The sequence below is a fragment of the Flavobacterium sp. A45 genome, assembly GCF_002001005.1.
Lineage (GTDB): Bacteria > Bacteroidota > Bacteroidia > Flavobacteriales > Flavobacteriaceae > Flavobacterium.
The window spans coordinates 210,307-229,209 of sequence record NZ_MUNX01000146.1; the positions used below are offsets into that span (position 1 = coordinate 210,307).

At 34.2% G+C, this 18,903-nt stretch carries 18 protein-coding genes; 11 read left to right on the forward strand and 7 right to left on the reverse strand.

Annotation, left to right across the window (positions count from 1 at the left end; all coding sequences use genetic code 11):
* Positions 1-33: 33 nt before the first annotated feature.
* From B0E44_RS17350 to B0E44_RS17360, 3 genes are all read right to left on the reverse strand, one after another.
* Positions 34-3,465 carry a hypothetical protein gene (locus tag B0E44_RS17350; RefSeq protein ID WP_077378217.1) on the reverse strand — a complete coding sequence of 1,144 codons (3,432 nt, stop codon included), beginning with the start codon at positions 3,463-3,465 and terminating at the stop codon, positions 34-36.
* A gap of 197 nt (positions 3,466-3,662) precedes the next feature.
* Positions 3,663-4,919: an aspartate kinase gene (locus B0E44_RS17355; RefSeq protein WP_077378220.1), complete on the reverse strand. Its 1,257-nt coding sequence runs from the start codon at positions 4,917-4,919 to the stop codon at positions 3,663-3,665.
* A gap of 56 nt (positions 4,920-4,975) precedes the next feature.
* Positions 4,976-5,458 carry a GNAT family N-acetyltransferase gene (locus tag B0E44_RS17360; protein WP_077378223.1) on the reverse strand — a complete coding sequence of 161 codons (483 nt, stop codon included), beginning with the start codon at positions 5,456-5,458 and terminating at the stop codon, positions 4,976-4,978.
* A gap of 170 nt (positions 5,459-5,628) precedes the next feature.
* Between B0E44_RS17360 and fbp the strand changes: the two genes are divergently transcribed.
* Complete coding sequence (gene fbp / locus B0E44_RS17365; protein WP_077378226.1) at positions 5,629-6,648, forward strand: class 1 fructose-bisphosphatase; 1,020 nt, start codon at positions 5,629-5,631, stop codon at positions 6,646-6,648.
* Between the two features lie 60 nt (positions 6,649-6,708).
* On the opposite strand, the gene B0E44_RS17370 is transcribed toward fbp, so the two are convergent.
* Positions 6,709-7,140 carry a TerB family tellurite resistance protein gene (locus tag B0E44_RS17370; protein ID WP_077378228.1) on the reverse strand — a complete coding sequence of 144 codons (432 nt, stop codon included), beginning with the start codon at positions 7,138-7,140 and terminating at the stop codon, positions 6,709-6,711.
* Between the two features lie 185 nt (positions 7,141-7,325).
* On the opposite strand from B0E44_RS17370, the gene B0E44_RS17375 reads away from it, so the two are divergent.
* The 3 genes from B0E44_RS17375 (at position 7,326) to B0E44_RS17385 (ending at position 10,177) form a co-directional block, all read left to right on the forward strand.
* A complete protein-coding gene (locus B0E44_RS17375; protein ID WP_077378231.1) occupies positions 7,326-7,919 on the forward strand; it encodes a HupE/UreJ family protein in 594 nt (197 codons plus the stop codon).
* A gap of 102 nt (positions 7,920-8,021) precedes the next feature.
* Positions 8,022-8,453, forward strand: coding sequence for a dCMP deaminase family protein (locus B0E44_RS17380; protein ID WP_077378234.1), 432 nt, complete (start codon positions 8,022-8,024; stop codon positions 8,451-8,453).
* 128 nt (positions 8,454-8,581) lie between these two features.
* Positions 8,582-10,177 (forward strand): S41 family peptidase, encoded by a 1,596-nt coding sequence (locus B0E44_RS17385; RefSeq protein WP_077378237.1) that lies wholly within the window; start codon positions 8,582-8,584, stop codon positions 10,175-10,177.
* Between the two features lie 22 nt (positions 10,178-10,199).
* On the opposite strand, the gene B0E44_RS17390 is transcribed toward B0E44_RS17385, so the two are convergent.
* The 3 genes from B0E44_RS17390 to B0E44_RS17400 all read right to left on the reverse strand — a co-directional run bounded on the left by B0E44_RS17390 (position 10,200) and on the right by B0E44_RS17400 (position 11,712).
* On the reverse strand, positions 10,200-10,808 hold the full coding sequence (locus B0E44_RS17390) for an FAD-dependent oxidoreductase (RefSeq protein WP_077378240.1): 609 nt from the start codon (positions 10,806-10,808) through the stop codon (positions 10,200-10,202).
* Positions 10,809-10,810: 2 nt separating this feature from the next.
* Positions 10,811-11,014 carry a hypothetical protein gene (locus tag B0E44_RS17395; protein ID WP_077378243.1) on the reverse strand — a complete coding sequence of 68 codons (204 nt, stop codon included), beginning with the start codon at positions 11,012-11,014 and terminating at the stop codon, positions 10,811-10,813.
* A gap of 122 nt (positions 11,015-11,136) precedes the next feature.
* The gene (locus B0E44_RS17400) at positions 11,137-11,712 is read right to left on the reverse strand and encodes a MarC family protein (RefSeq protein ID WP_371594887.1); all 576 of its coding nucleotides are present in this window, start codon (positions 11,710-11,712) and stop codon (positions 11,137-11,139) included.
* A gap of 214 nt (positions 11,713-11,926) precedes the next feature.
* Here B0E44_RS17400 and B0E44_RS17405 point away from each other — a divergent pair, with 214 nt between their 5' ends.
* The 7 genes from B0E44_RS17405 (at position 11,927) to B0E44_RS17435 (ending at position 18,811) form a co-directional block, all read left to right on the forward strand.
* On the forward strand, positions 11,927-12,751 hold the full coding sequence (locus tag B0E44_RS17405; protein WP_077378249.1) for a hypothetical protein: 825 nt from the start codon (positions 11,927-11,929) through the stop codon (positions 12,749-12,751).
* 92 nt (positions 12,752-12,843) lie between these two features.
* Positions 12,844-13,416 (forward strand): DUF3109 family protein, encoded by a 573-nt coding sequence (locus B0E44_RS17410; protein ID WP_077378252.1) that lies wholly within the window; start codon positions 12,844-12,846, stop codon positions 13,414-13,416.
* Positions 13,417-13,677: 261 nt separating this feature from the next.
* Positions 13,678-14,655, forward strand: coding sequence for a ribonucleotide-diphosphate reductase subunit beta (locus tag B0E44_RS17415; protein WP_077378255.1), 978 nt, complete (start codon positions 13,678-13,680; stop codon positions 14,653-14,655).
* A 279-nt stretch (positions 14,656-14,934) separates the two neighbouring features.
* Positions 14,935-17,358, forward strand: coding sequence for a ribonucleoside-diphosphate reductase subunit alpha (locus B0E44_RS17420; protein ID WP_077378257.1), 2,424 nt, complete (start codon positions 14,935-14,937; stop codon positions 17,356-17,358).
* 213 nt (positions 17,359-17,571) lie between these two features.
* Complete coding sequence (locus B0E44_RS17425; protein ID WP_077378260.1) at positions 17,572-17,778, forward strand: addiction module protein; 207 nt, start codon at positions 17,572-17,574, stop codon at positions 17,776-17,778.
* Positions 17,778-18,077, forward strand: coding sequence for a type II toxin-antitoxin system RelE/ParE family toxin (locus B0E44_RS17430; protein ID WP_165688824.1), 300 nt, complete (start codon positions 17,778-17,780; stop codon positions 18,075-18,077). Before B0E44_RS17425 ends, B0E44_RS17430 begins: the two co-directional genes overlap by 1 nt.
* A 29-nt stretch (positions 18,078-18,106) precedes the next feature.
* Entirely contained in the window at positions 18,107-18,811 is a 705-nt protein-coding gene (locus tag B0E44_RS17435; protein ID WP_077378267.1) for an AAA family ATPase, read from the forward strand.
* The last annotated feature ends 92 nt before the right edge of the window (positions 18,812-18,903 follow it).

Below are 18,903 nucleotides of genomic sequence, written 5' to 3' on the forward strand. Positions count from 1 at the left end.
GCACTTTATTTTTAAATATTGGATTTAAAATATTTAAAAATAAGCTCTTAGCTCTACGCTTCCAGTATGAATAGCATCGCTTGTTTCACTTTTTCGACCTTGATAAACGAAATTTAAATCTAGAAATTTAGTCAGATTCATTTGAAAAAGAGATCTCCAAGTTATATTTTGTCCTCTTTGTAATCCTTCCAGCATTTGGTATCCAGCAGAAGAAAATTCATTGCCCACAAAGTCATTTTCATACAAAGAGATTTCTCCGTTTATGTTAAACTTAGAATTGCCGATGTAACTAAAGGAAGTGCCAAAACGATTTTGGGTTAAAGTGTCCAAACTGCCAATTTGATTTTCCTTATTGATGTATTCATAGAAAAGATCTAAGCTGATCTTATCGGAGAAAAGGTAACTGATTTTTGGAATCCATAAATAGCCTTCAATGGTATAGTTTTTTTCGGCGAATGTTTGTGATTCTGTTGCGGTTTGGATTGTTTTGGCCAAAATATCAAATAGCCAACTTTTTTGCAGTAAATGTTGGTATTGCAGCTGATGGAAGCTGTTTTTGTTTTGGATTGTTCCAATGGATAATAAATTTTGGGTTTCGTTTTTGGTGAAAGTGTAGGTAACAGAATTATCTCTTTTTCCTCTGTTGTACGACAGACTATTGGTAAAGGTTTTTATAAGTCCCAAAATGTCTTCCGAAGACGATTCAAATGGATTTAGGGCCAAATGTTCTCCGTCATTTTTAATTTTTCGGTCCATAATAAAGGAAGTTTGCATGTAAAAATAGGAGAGCGCTTTCTTGAACGGACTGCTATTTTGCCAAACAATAGGATTGATTATAAAAGACTGAGAAAATCTGTTTTGGTTTGTTTTAATGTAAATTTGATTTGGCAAAAAGATTCGGGTATAGGTGGCCAAATCTGAAAAAGGGGCGATTTCAAATTCTTCCAAATCCTTTATTCCATTACCATTGTAGTCATTCCAAGTGTATTTTCCCTGTCCGGCAGGAACTTCAACATAAGTGTAATCCTGAAAAGGCATAGTTCCGGAATTAGTTTCGTAAAGGGTATTGCTTTGAATCAATTTGTTGAAAAACTGGTCATTGTACAGCATTTTTGCATTTAGCGAAGGCGTTGTTTTTAAAGCAGGGTCAGTGTAGTTCAATTGTCTGTAATTTACAAATAAGGATACATCCCGACTCTCGGTTTGAAATAATTTGGTTTGTAAATTATAACTGTTTGAGGTATTTACTCTTTGCAACAAACCGTTTTGAACACTGTCGTTTACTCTTTTTATATAACCCAATTGGACATACACTTTGGTGCTGTCGCCATGACCGGCATAGATTCCGTATTCCGAAAAGCGCTGGCTGAGCAAAGAGAATTGTTGTGTTACTTTGTTTTTTTCTTGATTATCCTCGAAACGGAGCGTACTGCCAATCCAGTTTTTTTTGGAATTGTAGCGAACATGCGAAAAGTTTCTGAAGAATTTTGAAGTGTTTTGCAAGTCGTCACTTTTTAAATAGCTTCCGTCGTTTTTAATGATCCAATTGTTAAATTCAAATCCTGCGTTGAGGTTGTTTTTTATTCCCGAATATGTATTTGAAAGTGCTAGTTTCTGAAAAGCATAGGTAATTGTTGCTGTCTTTGTTGAGTCTGTACTTGGGATTAAATTAAAATTCAAGCCAGTTCCCAATAAGCTTTGGTCACCCGTTGCTGTTGTGTTGACATTCCAATCGCGGTAGAATTCGATGCTGTTGATGCGTTCTACAGGTTTGAACCCGGCTTCTATGCCTTGATAATTGAAGAAAGCATCCACATTCCATTTTTTAGAAAACAGTCGTTGTTTGGCGTTAATTTCGCCCGACAATCCTTGATTGTTATTGTCATCTATTGTGGAGAACAAGTTTTTATCGCTATTGCTTACCGCCAATTCAAAATCGACTGCTGTTTTCTCTGAAGGATTGTATTTTCCAAAAAAAGTCGCTACTTGCGCTTTTATGGGAGCTACTAATTGGATGACAGGTTCGTAGTTTCCTTGTAATATTCCGTTTACTGGTGCGACATATTCAAATATTTTGTCCACGCTGGTAGGATTTGTAAGTATGTAATTTCCTTTGGCTTGTCCGATCAAAGTAAACTGAACATTGTATAGTTCGTCATCGGGAGTAGTGGAATATTCATAAATAGTTGCCGTGCCGAGAATTGTTTTTTTATACTGTATTTTCTTTTCGTCATAGATATCAGGAACGGCCGAGGGCGCAATCATTAAGTTCTGATTGTCTCCGGCGTTCGCCAAAATTAGAGCCTGTTCACTGGAAAGGTTTTGCTGAACAGGTTGGTTTTTTAAATCATTTTCAGAATATACAGCGGCTCCGAAATTCCATTTTTTATCGGTGAAATTTCCACCATCATAGGTTATGAATCTTGTGTAGTTGTTTTCGGAATATTGGTATTCAACCACAATTCGCATTTCGGAAGTAATGGGAAATTGAGGATTGAATACTATTTCTCCCGAATTATAATCGATAATGTAGTCGAAGTTTTCACCTCTTTTTAATAGAACACCGTTGACATAAACTCGCTCCGAACCAATGATGACCAACACATACAATTCGCCATTTTGTCCAACCAATTTATATGGTCCTTGATTTCCTTCCTGTCCTTTGAAATTACTACTAGCATATGTTCCGGTAACAAGTCCGCCCGAGGCAAAAATATTGGTTTTGCTGTCATCATCTCCAAAATTGACTGTTGCTGATAATCCCTGTGTTTTCTTGTTGAAAGTTAGGAAACGGTTAGTGTTGTTGCCAATAAAGACATCGCCGGCACGAACATTCCAGCTGTCGGTAAACAGCTCCATGAAAATGTTGTCATACTGATTCAGTCGCTGCGAATAACTGCCTTCCTGAACTGGAATATTTGTATCTTGAATCGAAGCTCGAATACTGACTTTCTCGGATATTTTACCCGTGATTTGAAAATCTAGTTTTGAATTTACCACTGCATCTTGATTATTGCCAATCGTTACACCTCTAGAGAGACTTCCTGTTGCCAAAAGACCATCGAAGGGAATATTTTTTGGAGCCGAAATACTCTCCATTCGATATAAATTCTGATTGGTAGCATCGTTATCAATGATTTTACTACTGTCGTAAATGGTATATTCTTTGGTTAAAATATCCGGTAGTTTTAGATACTGAACCGTTAAGGAATCAGTAGAGGATAAGTTTTGATTTTTGAATAAAAGATAACCTTTAGGAAAGTCGATTTGGTACAAAGTACTGTCGATGACTTGGTTTTTATTATCTAATATTTTAAAATTACTGGAGTTGATACTTACATTTTCCAAGTGAATGGTATCGGTCGTAAAAGCGATTTTCTTGGTGGTGTAAGTCGAATCTATTTCTTGAGCCTGAAGCCCAGAAAAATAAAAAATGACAACCCAAAATAATACTTTTTTCAGCATAAATAATATAACTCCAAAGTGCCAAAAATAGTGTTTATTATTTTATAATGTGTTAATTAGTCGATACCACAATTCGCGATGTTGAAAATGATTTTAAGGATTGAATTTTAGACAATAAGGTGTGTTAAAAAATAAAAAAAATGGAAGCCGAATTCTCAGCTTCCATTTTTAATGGTAATTTGTTTTTTGGTAATGTATTAGTTTTCTTTAGTCACAATCTGCATCGTTTCTCTACTCACTTGTTTTAGCAACACCGTTTTGTTTTCTTCAACCGTTTGTGCTGCATTTTCATTAAAATGTCTGATGGTGTATAAAGTAACATTTTCAGTAAAATCTACTTTAAACTTTTTGGAAAGTATCGCATTCAATTCATTGAAATTTCCAAATTTATCTTCTACACAAACCGAAAAACTAATCGCAGAATTCTGGATTAAGTTTACTTTTAGTTTGAATTGGTGAAATAAACCAAAGATTTCGCTGATGTTTTCTTCCATGATGAAAGAGAAATCTATCGAAGACAATGAAATCAATAATTGGCTTCTTTTTACAATGAAACATGGTAAATAGGGTTCCAAATCCACTCCTTTGGAAACGGCAGTTCCTTTCAGTAACGGATTGATGAACGATTTTACATATAATGGAATTTCCTTTTTCTGTAAAGGTTGTAATGTCTTTGGGTGAATAACAGATGCTCCATAAAAGGCCAATTCGATTGCTTCACGATACGAAATTTGATTCAGCAAACTTGCATTTTCAAAATATCTTGGATCGGCATTCATAACTCCAGGAACGTCTTTCCAGATGGTTACACTTTCGGCATTTAGGCAATACGCAAAAATGGCAGCACTATAATCCGAACCTTCACGACCTAATGTCGTAGTAAAATTATTTTCGTCAGAACCTAAGAATCCTTGAGTGATGTTCAGAATTTTACGTTTTACGTTATTGGCAATGTTTTTCTGCGTCAATTCCCAATCTACTTCCGCATCTCTATAAGTTGAATCTGTTTTTACAAAGTTTCTAACGTCCAGCCATTGTGTTTGAATTCCTTTGAAAGACATGAAATGACTCAAAATTGTAGTCGAAATCAATTCTCCGAAGCTTACGATTTGGTCGTAAACAAAATTGTAATTTGGAGATTTATTATGGGCTAGGAAATATTCTAAATCAGCAAATTGAGCATTCACTGCAGAAAAAACTTCACTTTTTTCATCTTCAAACAAATCCAACAAGATTTGATTGTGGTATTTTTTTACTTCTTGTACCGATGAATTTAATTCGGGAGATTTTTCAAAATAATTTTTGATTACCACTTCAAGAGCATTAGTCGTTTTTCCCATTGCCGAAACAATCACTAATACATCCTCATAACCCACTTGTTGCAAAACGTCATAAACGTTTTTGATACCGGCTGCATCTTTTACGGAAGCACCACCAAATTTAAATACCCTCATTTTAATTTAGATTTTAGATTTCAGATTTTGGAATTTCTCCAAAACGCAATCATATTTTAATTTTTTAATTTGTTGTCTACGAAATAGTTAATATCATTTTCGGCCATTTGAACAACACGCCAGTCATCTAATATTTTGGCTCCCGATTTTTCATAAAAATCAATTGCCGGTGTATTCCAATCCAAGACATTCCATTCAATTCTTCGAACTTGATCTTGCTTTCCCTGTTTGATAATTTCAGAATACAAAGCATAACCCAATCCAGTTCCGCGCATGCTATCTTTTACTACTAAATCTTCCAAATGGATTGTTTTTCCTTTCCAGGTTGAATATCTATAATAGTACAAAGCAATGCCAACAATTTCATTTTCGACCTCGGCTACAAAAACTTGAAATAAAGGATTTGTTCCGAAACCATCACGAACCAAATCTTCTTCGGTAATTAAAACGGCATCTGGCTCTTTTTCGAATACTGCCAGCTCCTGAATTAATGCCAAAACACCATGCATGTCCTCTTTTTTTCCTTTGCGTATTTTCATGATTTCGTATTATTATTCTTGAATTCTATTAAAAAACAGTCAAATAGCAACTTGTTTTTGTGGAATATGTAGCAAATATACAATACTGATAAACTATCTAAGTATTATTCTTTTCAATTTCACAAAAAAAACGATATTTGTGACTTCAAATTAACTACATCGATTTCGTAATGGAAGAACAAAACAAAACACTAGGAGAATTTATTATTGAAAACCAAAAAGCCTTTCAGTATTCATCAGGTGAATTATCCAGAATTATCAACTCAATTCGTTTGGCTGCCAAAGTGGTCAATTATAAAGTAAATAAAGCAGGATTAGTTGATATAATAGGGGCAGCCGGGGAACAGAATATTCAAGGTGAAGATCAACAAAAATTGGATGTTTATGCCAATGAAATCTTTATACAAACCTTAATTAACCGTGAAATTGTTTGCGGTATCGCATCCGAAGAAAATGATGATTTTATAACTGTTGAAGGAAGTGATAGCAGTCACAATAATAAATATGTTGTTTTGATGGATCCTCTAGATGGCTCTTCGAATATTGATGTAAATGTTACAGTGGGAACGATATTTTCGGTTTATAGAAGAATTACACCTATAGGAACTCCAGTGACTTTAGAAGATTTTTTACAACCTGGGACTCAACAAGTGGCTGCTGGTTATGTAATTTATGGAACATCTACTATGCTTGTGTACACAACTGGTCATGGTGTAAATGGATTTACATTGAATCCGGCTATTGGGACATTTTATCTTTCGCACCCAAATATGAAATTCTCCGAAGACGGAAATATTTATTCCATTAATGAAGGGAATTATGTTCATTTTCCGCAAGGGGTGAAAGATTATATTAAATATTGTCAGTTGGAAGAAGAAGATCGTCCTTACACTTCCCGTTACATAGGAAGTTTAGTTGCCGATATTCATAGAAATATGATTAAAGGTGGAATTTATATTTATCCAACAAGTTCCAAAGCTCCAAAAGGGAAGTTGCGTTTGTTGTACGAATGTAACCCTATGGCATTTATTGTGGAGCAGGCTGGAGGAAAAGCTTCGGATGGTTTTGATAGAATAATGGAAATCCAACCTACAGAATTACATGAACGAGTGCCTTTCTTCTGCGGTAGCATAAAAATGGTTGAAAAAGCAGAAGAGTTTATGTATAAAGCAAAACTAAGTAAATATTAAACCAAGAATAAACCAAAAAAAATTAAACCAAAAAAATAGCTCCAATTTAGGAGCTGTTTTTTATTTGTACATATTCTTCATTTCATATAGGAAAGTTTCTTCATCAACATTTAAATCTACTAATTTTAACGCTTTGTCAACTATGTAATTTACATTGCTAGGAGTAAATCCTAAGGCTAAGCTAAACTTGACCATTAAATGTTCTTGTAAATCTCCTAATTGATGATCGCGATGTACAATTCTAGCCAGCTTGTAAAGGGCTTCTAGTCTTTCAACATACAGGTATGGAGCGTTGATTGGATATTTTGAAGGGTCTTTTAAAATTTCTTTGTATTCTGCATCCGAAATTTGAAGACTGATAGCTAATTTATCCAAGAATTTTTGCTCTTGTTCCGTAATATTGCCATCCGCATAAGCTACACGAACAATAGCTGAAAAATTACCTCTGGCTTTTTGGATGGTTTCGCTACTAAATAAATCTGAAAATGGCATAATTTAGGTCTTTAAGGTTTGACATAAAGATAATTAATTTTTTGCTATGGTTTTGTTTTTGGTTGGTTTTTTTGTACGATTGACCTTTGTTTTTGTTTTTTTTGAGAATGATTTTTTTAATCAAATATTCCATTTTCAAAATTAATCGTAAGTTTACAACCCCATATCAAATTAATTAATTTATGATGTCAGAATTTTTGATTTACTTTCAAATAGGATTGAAACACGTACTGGATATTCATGCCTATGATCATGTTTTGTTTTTAATTGCTTTGTCTGTTCCTTTCTCTTTCAATGACTGGAAAAGGATTTTACTTTTGGTGACTGTGTTTACTTTAGGACATACAACCGCGTTGTTTCTTTCCGTTTTTGGAATTATTGCTGTCAAAGTAAATGTGGTAGAATTACTCATTCCGATTACAATATTAATAACAGCTCTCTATAATTTGTTTACAGCTGGTAAAACCAGTAAAAACGGCAATATCAATTTAGTTTTTATAATAACGCTATTCTTTGGAATTATCCATGGATTGGGATTCTCAAATTATTTTAAGACAATATTGGGAGGTAGTCCAAGTTCGAAGTTATTACCAATGGCCGAATTTGCATTAGGAATCGAAGCCGCACAAATTGTGGTAGTGATTGTTGTGTTGATTTTGTCGTATATTGTACAAACGGTATTTCGTTTTTCAAAACGCGATTGGACATTAGTGATGTCGGCTTTTATAATTGGAGTAGTTTTGCCAATGATACTGGAAAGCGAATTCTGGATAAGATAATTCAAAATATGAAATCGCCATTAAGAACAAGTTTGTTGCAAACAAACACCAATAAAAAAAGGCGATAACATATATGACTTCTAATAAATATGGTTTACATATATGAATAAAATTAAATTAAATAAATACGACAAAGCTTATCTTAGGATTGCTACAGAATGGGGTTTGTTGTCTTATTGCCAAAGAAAAAAAGTAGGGGCCATTATTGTAAAAGACCGCATGATTATTTCAGACGGGTATAATGGAACTCCTTCAGGATTTGAAAACTGCTGTGAAGACGAAGAGGGTTTGACGCGTTGGGATGTTCTCCATGCCGAGGCAAATGCAATATTGAAAGTAGCCAGATCAACTCAATCCTGCGAAGGGGCGACGTTGTATATTACGCTTTCGCCTTGTAAGGAATGCAGTAAATTGATTCATCAATCGGGGATAAAAAGAGTGGTATACCACAATGGATACCGCGATGATTCCGGAATACAATTTTTAATGAAGGCTGGTATAGAAGTAGAACATATTTCTGTTTTAGAAGATTAAGGGAAAATGAAATCGCCATTAAAAACAAATTTGTTGCAAACAAATACCAATAAATAAAAAGCGACCCGATCGGTAGCGAACTGGCGAAGCATAACATATATGACCTCTAATAAATAACTTTTGCATATATGAAATTCGACAACAAATATTTACCCATTCTTATTGGAGGCATTTTTGCCCTCGGAATATTTATTGGTAGTTTGTCTGGTACGCCTTCGTCTAAAGCTTTTTTGGCCAAAAAGAATACCAAGGAAAAACTCAACAAACTGATCGATTTTATAGACAATGAATATGTAGATGATGTCAATACAGATTCGATTGTGAGTCTTACGGTAAATAATATTTTAGCAAAACTGGACCCTCATTCAGTGTACATACCGCCAAGTGAGCAAGCTGAAATTGCGGAGACCATGAAGGGCGATTTTGTTGGGATAGGAGTAAATTTTTACATGTATAATGATTCTTTAGCGATTATTAATCCAGTCAAAAATGGCCCTTCTGCAAAAGCGGGAATCAAAGCTGGAGATCGTATTTTGTATGCGAACAAAACCAAGTTATTTGGTCGGAAATTGCCTAACGACAGTTTGTTTGCCGCGCTAAAAGGTGAAGCTGGTTCTCAAATTGAATTGACGGTTTATAGAAAATCGGAGCGTAAAAAAATAAAAGTAACCATAAAGCGTGATGTTATCCCGTTGAAAAGTGTTGATGCAGCATTGCTTTTGGATAAAACTACGGGTTATATCAAGATTAATCGCTTTGCCGAAACTACAGCTGATGAATTTAACAAAGCTTTAATTTCTTTAAAAAAGAAAGGCATGAAAACACTCGTGGTTGATGTTCGAGATAATGGCGGAGGTTATATGGAAAAGGCCATTGCTATCGCCGACGAGTTTTTGAAAGATAAAGAATTAATTGTCTTTACGAAAAGCAAAAAAGAATCTACCGAAAAAACGTATGCCACAAAGCAGGGTAGTTTTGAAAGTGGAAAAGTATTTGTTTTGATTAATGAAAACAGCGCTTCGGCGAGTGAAATTTTGGCTGGAGCCATTCAAGATAATGATCGCGGTACTATTGTAGGGAGACGTTCTTTTGGTAAAGGTTTGGTGCAACGCGAAATGGATTTTAACGATGGTTCTGCTGTGCGATTAACTATAGCTCGATATTATACACCAACCGGAAGGTCAATCCAAAAGCCATATTCTCATGGTAATGAGGAATACTTTAAAGAATCGGATTCGCGTTTTTTGCATGGTGAACTGTATAAAAAAGACAGTATAAAAGTGGTTGATTCCCTTAAATATAAAACCAAAAAAGGTAAAATTGTTTACGGCGGAGGCGGAATTGTACCCGATGTTTTTGTCCCTTTGGAAGCAGAACACGGTGCGGAAAATGTTTCTTATTTGCTGCAGTCAGGAATCGTAGGACATTTTGTTTTTGAACAATTAGACAAAAATAGAAATGCATTTGCAAAATTGACTTTCGATCAGTTTAAAGTAAAAATCAATTCGACCGATTTGTATTTTAATGCTTTCCAAAAATATCTTTCCCAAAACGGGTTGGAGGTTAATTTGGAGAAATATAAAACATTGGTAAAAAGATATGTAAATGCAGAATTTGCAAGACAGTTATATGGTGATAGTCATTACTATGAAATGGTTTTGAAAGAAGATGCTATGATAAAAGTAGTTTTGAAGCAAAATTCAAAACCTCAAACTGCAAAGTAAATTTAATAAGATAAAAAAGGATTTATTTTCTAATGCTATCGTGGGAATGTGTTTGAATTCCCTCGTTCCATAAAGTAAGTAAATCTGTTGCGACGGCAGCACCACTTCCAGCGGCAATAGCCAATTGGCTTCGCCAACCAGCAAGAGTTCCTATCACATAAATACCATCGGCCACTTTATGGTCGATATTCTTAAGCTGAATTCTTTGTTTTTCGGGAAGGGCTTTTTTATGAGGTTCCACAAACTGCATTAAACCTTCGATAGCAAATGTATTGGCTGAACCAATACCAATTACAACATTAGCTGTTTTGTATGTGTTTTTGTTTGTGACAACGGTAAATTCGGGAAAGTGCCCCTCGATTTTCAATACTTTTTCCTCTGGGATTTGAATAATATGGGGATAAGTATTGGATAAATGATCGATGCTCTCAATTAGTAATTCTGAACCTAATTTTCCTGGAGGAATTCCGTAAGCATTGTTGAAAAGAGCCTCTTGAAGAGAGGAAGTCTTTTGATGCGTAAGAATTCCGATTTTCTTAGACGAAACAAATGATTTGTTTTTGGCGGAACCCAATACCATGGCGCATGATATTCCAGAAACGCCGCCGCCTATAATTAATACGTCAAACACAGTTATGCGTTGTCGTTCATTTTTTCAACTATTTTTTTAGACATTCTAAAAATAAGAAGAATTAATACTGCACAAAATGAAGCGACCACACCAACGAATGCCACCACGCTATCTCCTTTAAATGGATTTTGAAAATCAATTAAAGTAATGTTGAAAATAAGAAGCGCAACTGCTAAAAGCACTAAAATGTTAGTGAAAATTTTCATAGGTTTATTTTTTTATAAAAGTCAAAGATTTTTTGAGTCAATTTAGAAATAAAAAATGCTTAAAATGGGCTGTAATCTTTAACGAATAAAATATTTAGGGGGTAAATTTATAATATTTTTTTTTAGACGAACAAACCTTTAACATTAGCTGCGAATAATTTAACAGCTATTGCCAAAAGTACTACACCAAAAGTCTTACGAATTACGCCAAGTCCATTTTGTCCTAGCATTTTTTCAATTTTCCCGGATGATTTTAGAACGATGTAAACCAATATAATGTTTACTACAATGGCGAGGACAATATTTATGGTGTGAAATTGCGAGCGCAAAGAAAGTAAAGTGGTCATGGTTCCTGCACCAGCAATTAATGGAAATGCCAATGGCACAATTGAGGCAGAACTCGCTTCTTCGTCTCGATAAATGCGAATACCTAAAATCATTTCTAAAGCCAAAAAGAATAATACAAAAGAACCCGCTACTGCAAATGAATGAACATCAATTCCGATTAGGCTTAAAAATTCCTCTCCAATAAATAAAAACAATATCATAATCAATCCAGCTACCAAAGCTGCTTTTTCCGATTCAATGTGGCCGTGTTTGGCTCTCAATCCCACAATGATTGGAATAGATCCTACTATGTCAATTACGGCAAAAAGTACCATTCCTACTGTTATTATTTCTTTTAAATTGAAGTCCATCATAAGTGCCTATTTTTAGAAAAAGTTAGGGTGTTTTTTTGGTATTCAAAAATACGGTTATTTTTTTTATTTTGGGATTTCTATTATTAAATGATTGTGACGTCAGTTTTTTAGCTTTTTATTGAATTATAAAAATAGGAGAAATCAAACGTTAAAATATTTAACTTACTGAAAATCAATTAGTAAATTTGTTTGTAATTTAAATGTAACGATTATGAAAAAAATGAGTTTTGTTATAGTACTCTTGGTTCTGTTGTTTTCCTTTGATAGATCACAGGCTCAAATTTGGAAACAGATTCAAAAAGCTGCGGAGCAAAAAGCTCTGAATAAAGCTTCACAAAAGGCGGGCAATGCAACAGATAAAGCTTTAGAAGAAAGTGTAAACCAAAATGTAAATATGAATGAAGCGATTTTGGGTTACGGCAAAAATAAAGTAGATGCTTCGGAAGTTCCAAATTCGTATGCTTTTAGTTGGAAATACATTATGGAAATTAAAAGTGATGATGGCAAGGCCATGAATGTGGATTATCTACTAGAACCCAATGCTTCTTATTTTGGATTCAATGTCGGGCAGGGTGAAGGGCAAAGCATGTTGATGATTATGGATACCAAAAATAGGATTACGGTAAGTTGTTTTGGTAGTGGCAAAGATAAGATGGCTTCGGCTTCAAAAATGCCTGATTATGCGGAAATGGCTAAAAAGGAGGGAGAGAAGTCGAAATTTACTTATAAAACATTGCCGAATAAAACATTTCTAGGGTACAACTGCAAAGGAATTCAGGCGACAAATGATGAATACGATATCATTTTTTATTACACAAATGAAGCCAAAGTGAGTTTTGGGGATATGTTTAAAAATCAAAAAAATTGGAAAATGCCTGATGCTTTAGCAGGGTATTTCAAACCCGATGAGAAAACCTTGTTGATGGATATGAATATGAAAGATTTGAAAAATAAAGGAAAAGTGACTACTATGAAATGTATTAGCCTAGAGAAAAGCGCTTATATGTTCAATAAAGCAGATTATACATTTATGTAAGTAAAATAGTTGCAATGTGTTAATTTGTTCTGTTTTGGGACTTATGTTCGGGAGTGTTTTTTATTTCTTGAATCTTTGGTTACCTTTGCAAAATGTTTCAACTAGGAAAAACCATCGTCTCAGAGGATATACTCGAAAAAGAATTTGTTTGTAATTTGTCAGCTTGCAAAGGAGCTTGTTGCGTCGATGGCGATGCAGGAGCGCCATTGAGCTTGGCAGAAACAAAAATATTGGAGGAAATATATCCAAAAGTAAAACCATTTTTACGAAAACAAGGAATTGAAGCTATAGAAGCGCAAGGAACTTGGATAAATGGTGCAGATGGAGATCTTGAAACACCTCTAATTGACAATAAAGATTGTGCCTACGTTATTTTTGACGGGAAAACAGCTCTTTGTGGAATCGAACAAGCCTACAATCAAGGTATAATAGATTGGAAAAAACCTGTTTCCTGTCATTTATATCCAATACGAGTTAAAGATTTCACCGAGTTTGCAGCTGTTAATTATGACAAATGGGATATTTGTGATGCTGCCTGTTCTTTAGGGCAAGAACTCGAAGTTCCAGTATATAAATTTGTCAAAGAAGCGCTTATTCGTCGCTTTGGTGAAGATTGGTATTTGGAACTTGAAAAAGTGGCCGAAGACTTAAAAAAAGGTTTGTAAAATCTAACACTAAATTTCTATTTCTTATCTTTTAAAATTCCTATATTTTACGGGAGTTTGTATCTTTTGTCCATAATTAAAGTATTGTTAATCAGTATGTTAATTATTCAGCAATTAAATAAGGGTTTTTTCTTATTTGTTAAAAACTATGAGGTATTGTGAATAAGTTTGGCTTTTAATAACAACATTAATTCACAATCTTTGTAATTCAAATTTCGCATCTATTTTCAGTATAAAAATCAAAATAAACAAACAGTACAAATGTCTCAAATAGAACCAATTTTACAAGAAAACAAAAATCGTTTCGTGATTTTTCCAATTAAACACCAGGATATTTGGGAGTTTTATAAAAGTATGGAAGCTAGTTTTTGGACTGCTGAAGAAATTGATTTGTCACAAGATTTAAACGACTGGAATAATAAACTAAATGATGACGAGCGTTATTTTATAAAGCATATTTTAGCTTTTTTTGCAGCTTCGGATGGAATTGTTAATGAAAATCTAGCGGAGAATTTTGTTAATGAAGTACAATATGCTGAAGCTAAATTTTTCTATGGTTTCCAAATCATGATGGAAAATATTCATAGTGAAACCTATTCACTTTTGATAGATACTTACGTAAAAGACGAAACTGAAAAATCTGATTTATTCAATGCTTTGGATGTTTTTCCAGCCATTAGAAAAAAAGCAGATTGGGCTTTAAAGTGGATCGAATCCGATTCTTTTGCTGAAAGACTAATTGCTTTTGCTGCAGTAGAAGGGATTTTCTTTTCAGGAGCATTTTGTTCTATTTATTGGTTGAAAAAACGAGGATTGATGCCAGGATTGACTTTCTCTAATGAGCTGATTTCTCGTGATGAAGGAGTTCACTGTGATTTTGCAGTGCATTTACACAATCACCATTTGATTAATAAAGTACCAAAAGAAAGAATAAGAAGCATTATCGTTGATGCTTTGAACATTGAAAGAGAATTTATCACCGAATCACTTCCAGTAAGTTTGATCGGAATGAATGCAGGTTTAATGACTCAATATTTAGAATTTGTTGCCGATAGATTATTGGTTGAATTGGGCTGTGACAGAGAATACAATGTTGCCAATCCGTTTGATTTCATGGATATGATTTCACTTCAAGGGAAAACTAATTTCTTTGAGAAAAAAGTTGCCGAATATCAAAAATCAGGGGTTAAAGTTACCGAAGGTGATTCCCAAAAAATTAGCTTTGACGCCGATTTTTAGAATGAAGTTTTGAATTTCAAATATTTTCTATAGTATTTGATAGCACTAAAAAAAATAAAAATAATTATAATTAAATAGTTTTTGATTCCCCAAATCTAAAAGCTAAGTTAATTCAGCCTGATTAATTTCGGGTCAAATGACGGCGTTTTGTTTCATTTCATTTTATGCGATGAAACAAAATATCGAAATGGGTTATGGATTGACAGTGAGTAAAAAAATGGATTATGAATTCCTACTATTCGTAAATCACAATTCATTAATTAAAAAATTGATAAAAGTATGTATGTAGTAAAAAGAGACGGCCACAAAGAACCTGTAATGTTTGATAAAATTACAGAGAGAATCAAAAAATTATGTTACGGCTTGAACGAATTGGTAGATCCAGTTAAAGTTGCTATGCGAGTTATCGAAGGTTTGTATGATGGGGTTTCTACATCTGAACTTGATAACCTAGCTGCTGAAACTGCTGCATCAATGACCATTGCTCATCCCGATTATGCACAATTGGCAGCTCGTATTGCAATATCAAACTTACATTCAAATACCAAAAAATCATTCTCGGAAACGATGAATGAAATGTTTCATTACATCAATCCAAGGACCAACCAGGAATCACCTTTATTAGCCGAAGAGGTTCATAAAGTGATTATGGAAAATGCTGAATTTTTGGATTCACATATTATCTATAATAGAGATTTTAACTACGATTATTTTGGTTTTAAAACACTGGAGCGCTCGTATTTATTGAAAATAAACGGAAAAATCGTAGAGCGTCCGCAACATATGTTGATGCGTGTTTCTGTGGGGATTCACCTAGACGATTTGAAATCGGTAATGGAGACTTACGACTTAATGTCTAAAAAGTTCTTTACTCACGCAACTCCTACTTTGTTTAATGCAGGTACTCCAAAACCTCAAATGTCTTCTTGTTTCCTTTTGGCAATGCAGGATGATAGCATTGATGGTATCTACGATACTTTAAAACAAACTGCAAAAATTTCACAATCAGCGGGAGGAGTTGGACTTTCTATACATAATGTTCGTGCGACTGGTTCTTATATTCGTGGGACAAACGGTACTTCAAACGGAATTGTACCAATGTTGAGAGTGTTTAATGATACTGCTCGTTATGTGGATCAAGGTGGTGGAAAAAGAAAAGGAAGCTTTGCTATCTATATCGAAACTTGGCATGCAGATATCTTTGATTTCTTGGATTTGAAAAAGAATACCGGAAAAGAAGAAATGCGTGCAAGAGATTTGTTCTTCGCGATGTGGACTTCGGATTTGTTTATGAAACGTGTACAGGAAGATTCTACTTGGACTTTGATGTGTCCTAATGAATGTCCAGGTTTGTATGATGTGTATGGAGAAGAATTCGAAGCTTTATATACCGATTACGAATTTAGAGGAAAAGGTAGAAAAACCATCAAAGCGCGTGAATTATGGGAGAAAATCCTAGAATCACAAATTGAGACTGGAACTCCTTATATGTTGTACAAAGATGCTGCCAACAGAAAATCAAATCAAAAAAACCTAGGTACTATTCGTTCTTCGAATTTGTGTACTGAGATTATGGAATTTACTTCAAGTGATGAGGTGGCGGTTTGTAATTTGGCTTCTATTTCGTTGCCAATGTTCGTTGAAAACGGGAAATTCAATCACCAATTATTATACGATGTTACCAAACGTGTGACTCGTAATTTGAACAGAGTAATCGACAGAAATTACTATCCTGTAAAAGAAGCTGAAAATTCCAATATGCGTCACAGACCAATCGGTCTTGGAGTGCAAGGACTTGCCGATGCTTTTATCATGTTGCGTTTGCCTTTTACAAGTGACGATGCCAAAACATTAAATCAAGAAATATTCGAAACCCTTTATTTCGCTGCTTGTACCGCATCTATGGAAATGGCAATCGAGGAAGGTCCTTATTCTACTTTCAAAGGTTCTCCAATGTCAAACGGAGAATTCCAACACAATTTGTGGGGAATGAAAGACGAAGAATTATCAGGAAGATGGGACTGGGCTTCGCTTAGAAAAGAAGTGGTGAAAAACGGTGTTCGTAACTCATTATTGGTTGCGCCAATGCCAACAGCTTCGACTTCTCAAATTTTGGGTAACAATGAAGCATTCGAACCATATACTTCTAATATTTACACAAGACGTGTATTGTCTGGAGAATTTATTGTGGTAAACAAACATTTATTACATGACTTAGTAAGACTTGGATTGTGGAATGAGAACTTGAAACAAGAAATCATGCGTCACAATGGATCGGTTCAAAATATTGATATCATTCCGCAGGATTTAAAAGAATTATACAAAACCGTTTGGGAAATGTCAATGAAAGACATTATCGACATGTCTCGTCAAAGAGGTTATTTTGTGGATCAGTCACAATCATTGAACTTGTTTATGCAAGATGCCAATTATTCTAAATTGACTTCAATGCACTTCTACGCTTGGCAATCTGGTTTGAAAACAGGAATGTATTATTTGAGAACCAAAGCAGCGGTTGATGCGATTAAGTTTACTTTGAACAACGATAAAAAAGAGGAAGTTATTCCAGATTCTAAGCCACAAGCTAGAGTTCTTGAGGCGGTTGAAGTAGTAGAAACTCAAATGACTGCTGAAGAATACAGAGCAATGATTGAATTAGCTAAAAATGCTGGTCCAGACGATTGCGAAATGTGTGGATCTTAATCAGAAAATAGATTAAAGAACAAAGAATAAAGAGAAACAGCTGTCGTAAATGATAGCTGTTTTTTTTTAGGAGCTAATCCCGCTTTCCGTTTCAATCTTTTTATTTTTAAAGAAAAATAAAAAGGATTTCCACTGCAATCGGGGCTAAAACACATTCGTTTTCATAATTAAATTTGTGTAAATTTGTAGTATTCAATACTAATAAAAGGGATTATGGAAATTAAAAATTTATCTAAATACAGCAATGCAGAAAAAATTGTTCTAGCTGAGCAATTGTGGGACAGTGTTTCTAAGAAGGATTTAGAGATTTCTGATGATGTGAAAAGAGAATTAGATGTTAGAATAAAAAATTTAGAAGACGGGAAAACAGAATTATATACATGGGATGAGGTTAAAAATCATTTGAAATCTATTCGATAGTGTATAAAATTCATTTCGTAAAAGAAGCGTTATTTGATATTGAAGATATTGTTCTTTGGTATGAAGAACAAAGAATAGGACTTTCCTATGATTTTGAACTTTGCTTGGAAGCTGGAATTGATACTGTTTTAAGAAATCCAGAATCATTTCAAAAAAAGTATAAAAATATAAAAGTTAGATTTATTACAAGATTCCCTTATGGAATACATTATAAGTTTGAAAAAAATGAAATTATTGTTATTGGTGTTTTTCATACCTCCCGCTCTCCTAAAAACTGGTCTAAAAGGCTAGGGTTTTGAGTAAAAACATTTTTTAAAATCCAATCCATTTGAGTTTGTTATATTTTACAGACCGAAGTATTGTTCATCTTGAAGATGTAGTGTTCAATGACGCCGTTTCCGAGCAAATCAATCAGTTCTTGAAGGAATATCAGTTTCGTTCCGTTTTGGAGCAATACGAGTTGCCTGTGGTTAATAAAATACTGTTGCACGGCAAAACTGGCTGTGGCAAAACAATGACTGCAAAAGCAATTGCCAGAAAACTGGACAAAAAATTAATCATTGTCAATCTCTCACGCATTGTTTCCTCCAAATTGGGCGAAACCTCCAAGAATATTGAAGGTTTATTCAAGGAAGTACAATACGAAAGTTCCGTTTTATTCTTCGATGAATTTGATTCCCTAGGTCAAATTCGGGATTACGACAATAAAGACAGTTCCGAGATGAAACGGGTCGTGAACTCGATTATTCAGCTTATAGATAATTTCCCCAATCGATCAGTCTTAATTGCTGCAACCAATCAAATCCAGATGATTGACGAAGCCTTGGTTCGTCGTTTTGAAATGCAACTGGAATTTACTGCTCCTTCCAAAGAAGTTTTGGATAATTACTACACAAAGTTGCTTGTCAAATATCCTGTAGAATTTCAGGATGTAACCCGCATCTATGATGTGGCTTTTGCGGAAGCGAAAAATCATTTACTGAAAGAAGTGAAAAATAATATCATTGAGGCAGAGATGAAAAAGCAACAATAACTTCAAGTTGAATAGTATGTAATTCGAAGGTTTTGGTACAAAAACATTTGTTGATTGTAAAATTACTTTTGTTTTTAAAATCTATCTATTTC

Coding starts and splice junctions, on each gene's coding strand:
- B0E44_RS17415 (WP_077378255.1), top strand. CDS start 13,678: ATGTCTCAAATAGAACCAATTTTACAAGAAAACAAAAATCGTTTCGTG.
- B0E44_RS17405 (WP_077378249.1), top strand. CDS start 11,927: ATGAAAAAAATGAGTTTTGTTATAGTACTCTTGGTTCTGTTGTTTTCC.
- B0E44_RS17400 (WP_371594887.1), bottom strand. CDS start 11,712: ATGGACTTCAATTTAAAAGAAATAATAACAGTAGGAATGGTACTTTTT.
- fbp (WP_077378226.1), top strand. CDS start 5,629: ATGGAAGAACAAAACAAAACACTAGGAGAATTTATTATTGAAAACCAA.
- B0E44_RS17420 (WP_077378257.1), top strand. CDS start 14,935: ATGTATGTAGTAAAAAGAGACGGCCACAAAGAACCTGTAATGTTTGAT.
- B0E44_RS17370 (WP_077378228.1), bottom strand. CDS start 7,140: ATGCCATTTTCAGATTTATTTAGTAGCGAAACCATCCAAAAAGCCAGA.
- B0E44_RS17350 (WP_077378217.1), bottom strand. CDS start 3,465: ATGCTGAAAAAAGTATTATTTTGGGTTGTCATTTTTTATTTTTCTGGG.
- B0E44_RS17410 (WP_077378252.1), top strand. CDS start 12,844: ATGTTTCAACTAGGAAAAACCATCGTCTCAGAGGATATACTCGAAAAA.
- B0E44_RS17360 (WP_077378223.1), bottom strand. CDS start 5,458: ATGAAAATACGCAAAGGAAAAAAAGAGGACATGCATGGTGTTTTGGCA.
- B0E44_RS17355 (WP_077378220.1), bottom strand. CDS start 4,919: ATGAGGGTATTTAAATTTGGTGGTGCTTCCGTAAAAGATGCAGCCGGT.
- B0E44_RS17380 (WP_077378234.1), top strand. CDS start 8,022: ATGAATAAAATTAAATTAAATAAATACGACAAAGCTTATCTTAGGATT.
- B0E44_RS17375 (WP_077378231.1), top strand. CDS start 7,326: ATGTCAGAATTTTTGATTTACTTTCAAATAGGATTGAAACACGTACTG.
- B0E44_RS17385 (WP_077378237.1), top strand. CDS start 8,582: ATGAAATTCGACAACAAATATTTACCCATTCTTATTGGAGGCATTTTT.
- B0E44_RS17395 (WP_077378243.1), bottom strand. CDS start 11,014: ATGAAAATTTTCACTAACATTTTAGTGCTTTTAGCAGTTGCGCTTCTT.
- B0E44_RS17425 (WP_077378260.1), top strand. CDS start 17,572: ATGGAAATTAAAAATTTATCTAAATACAGCAATGCAGAAAAAATTGTT.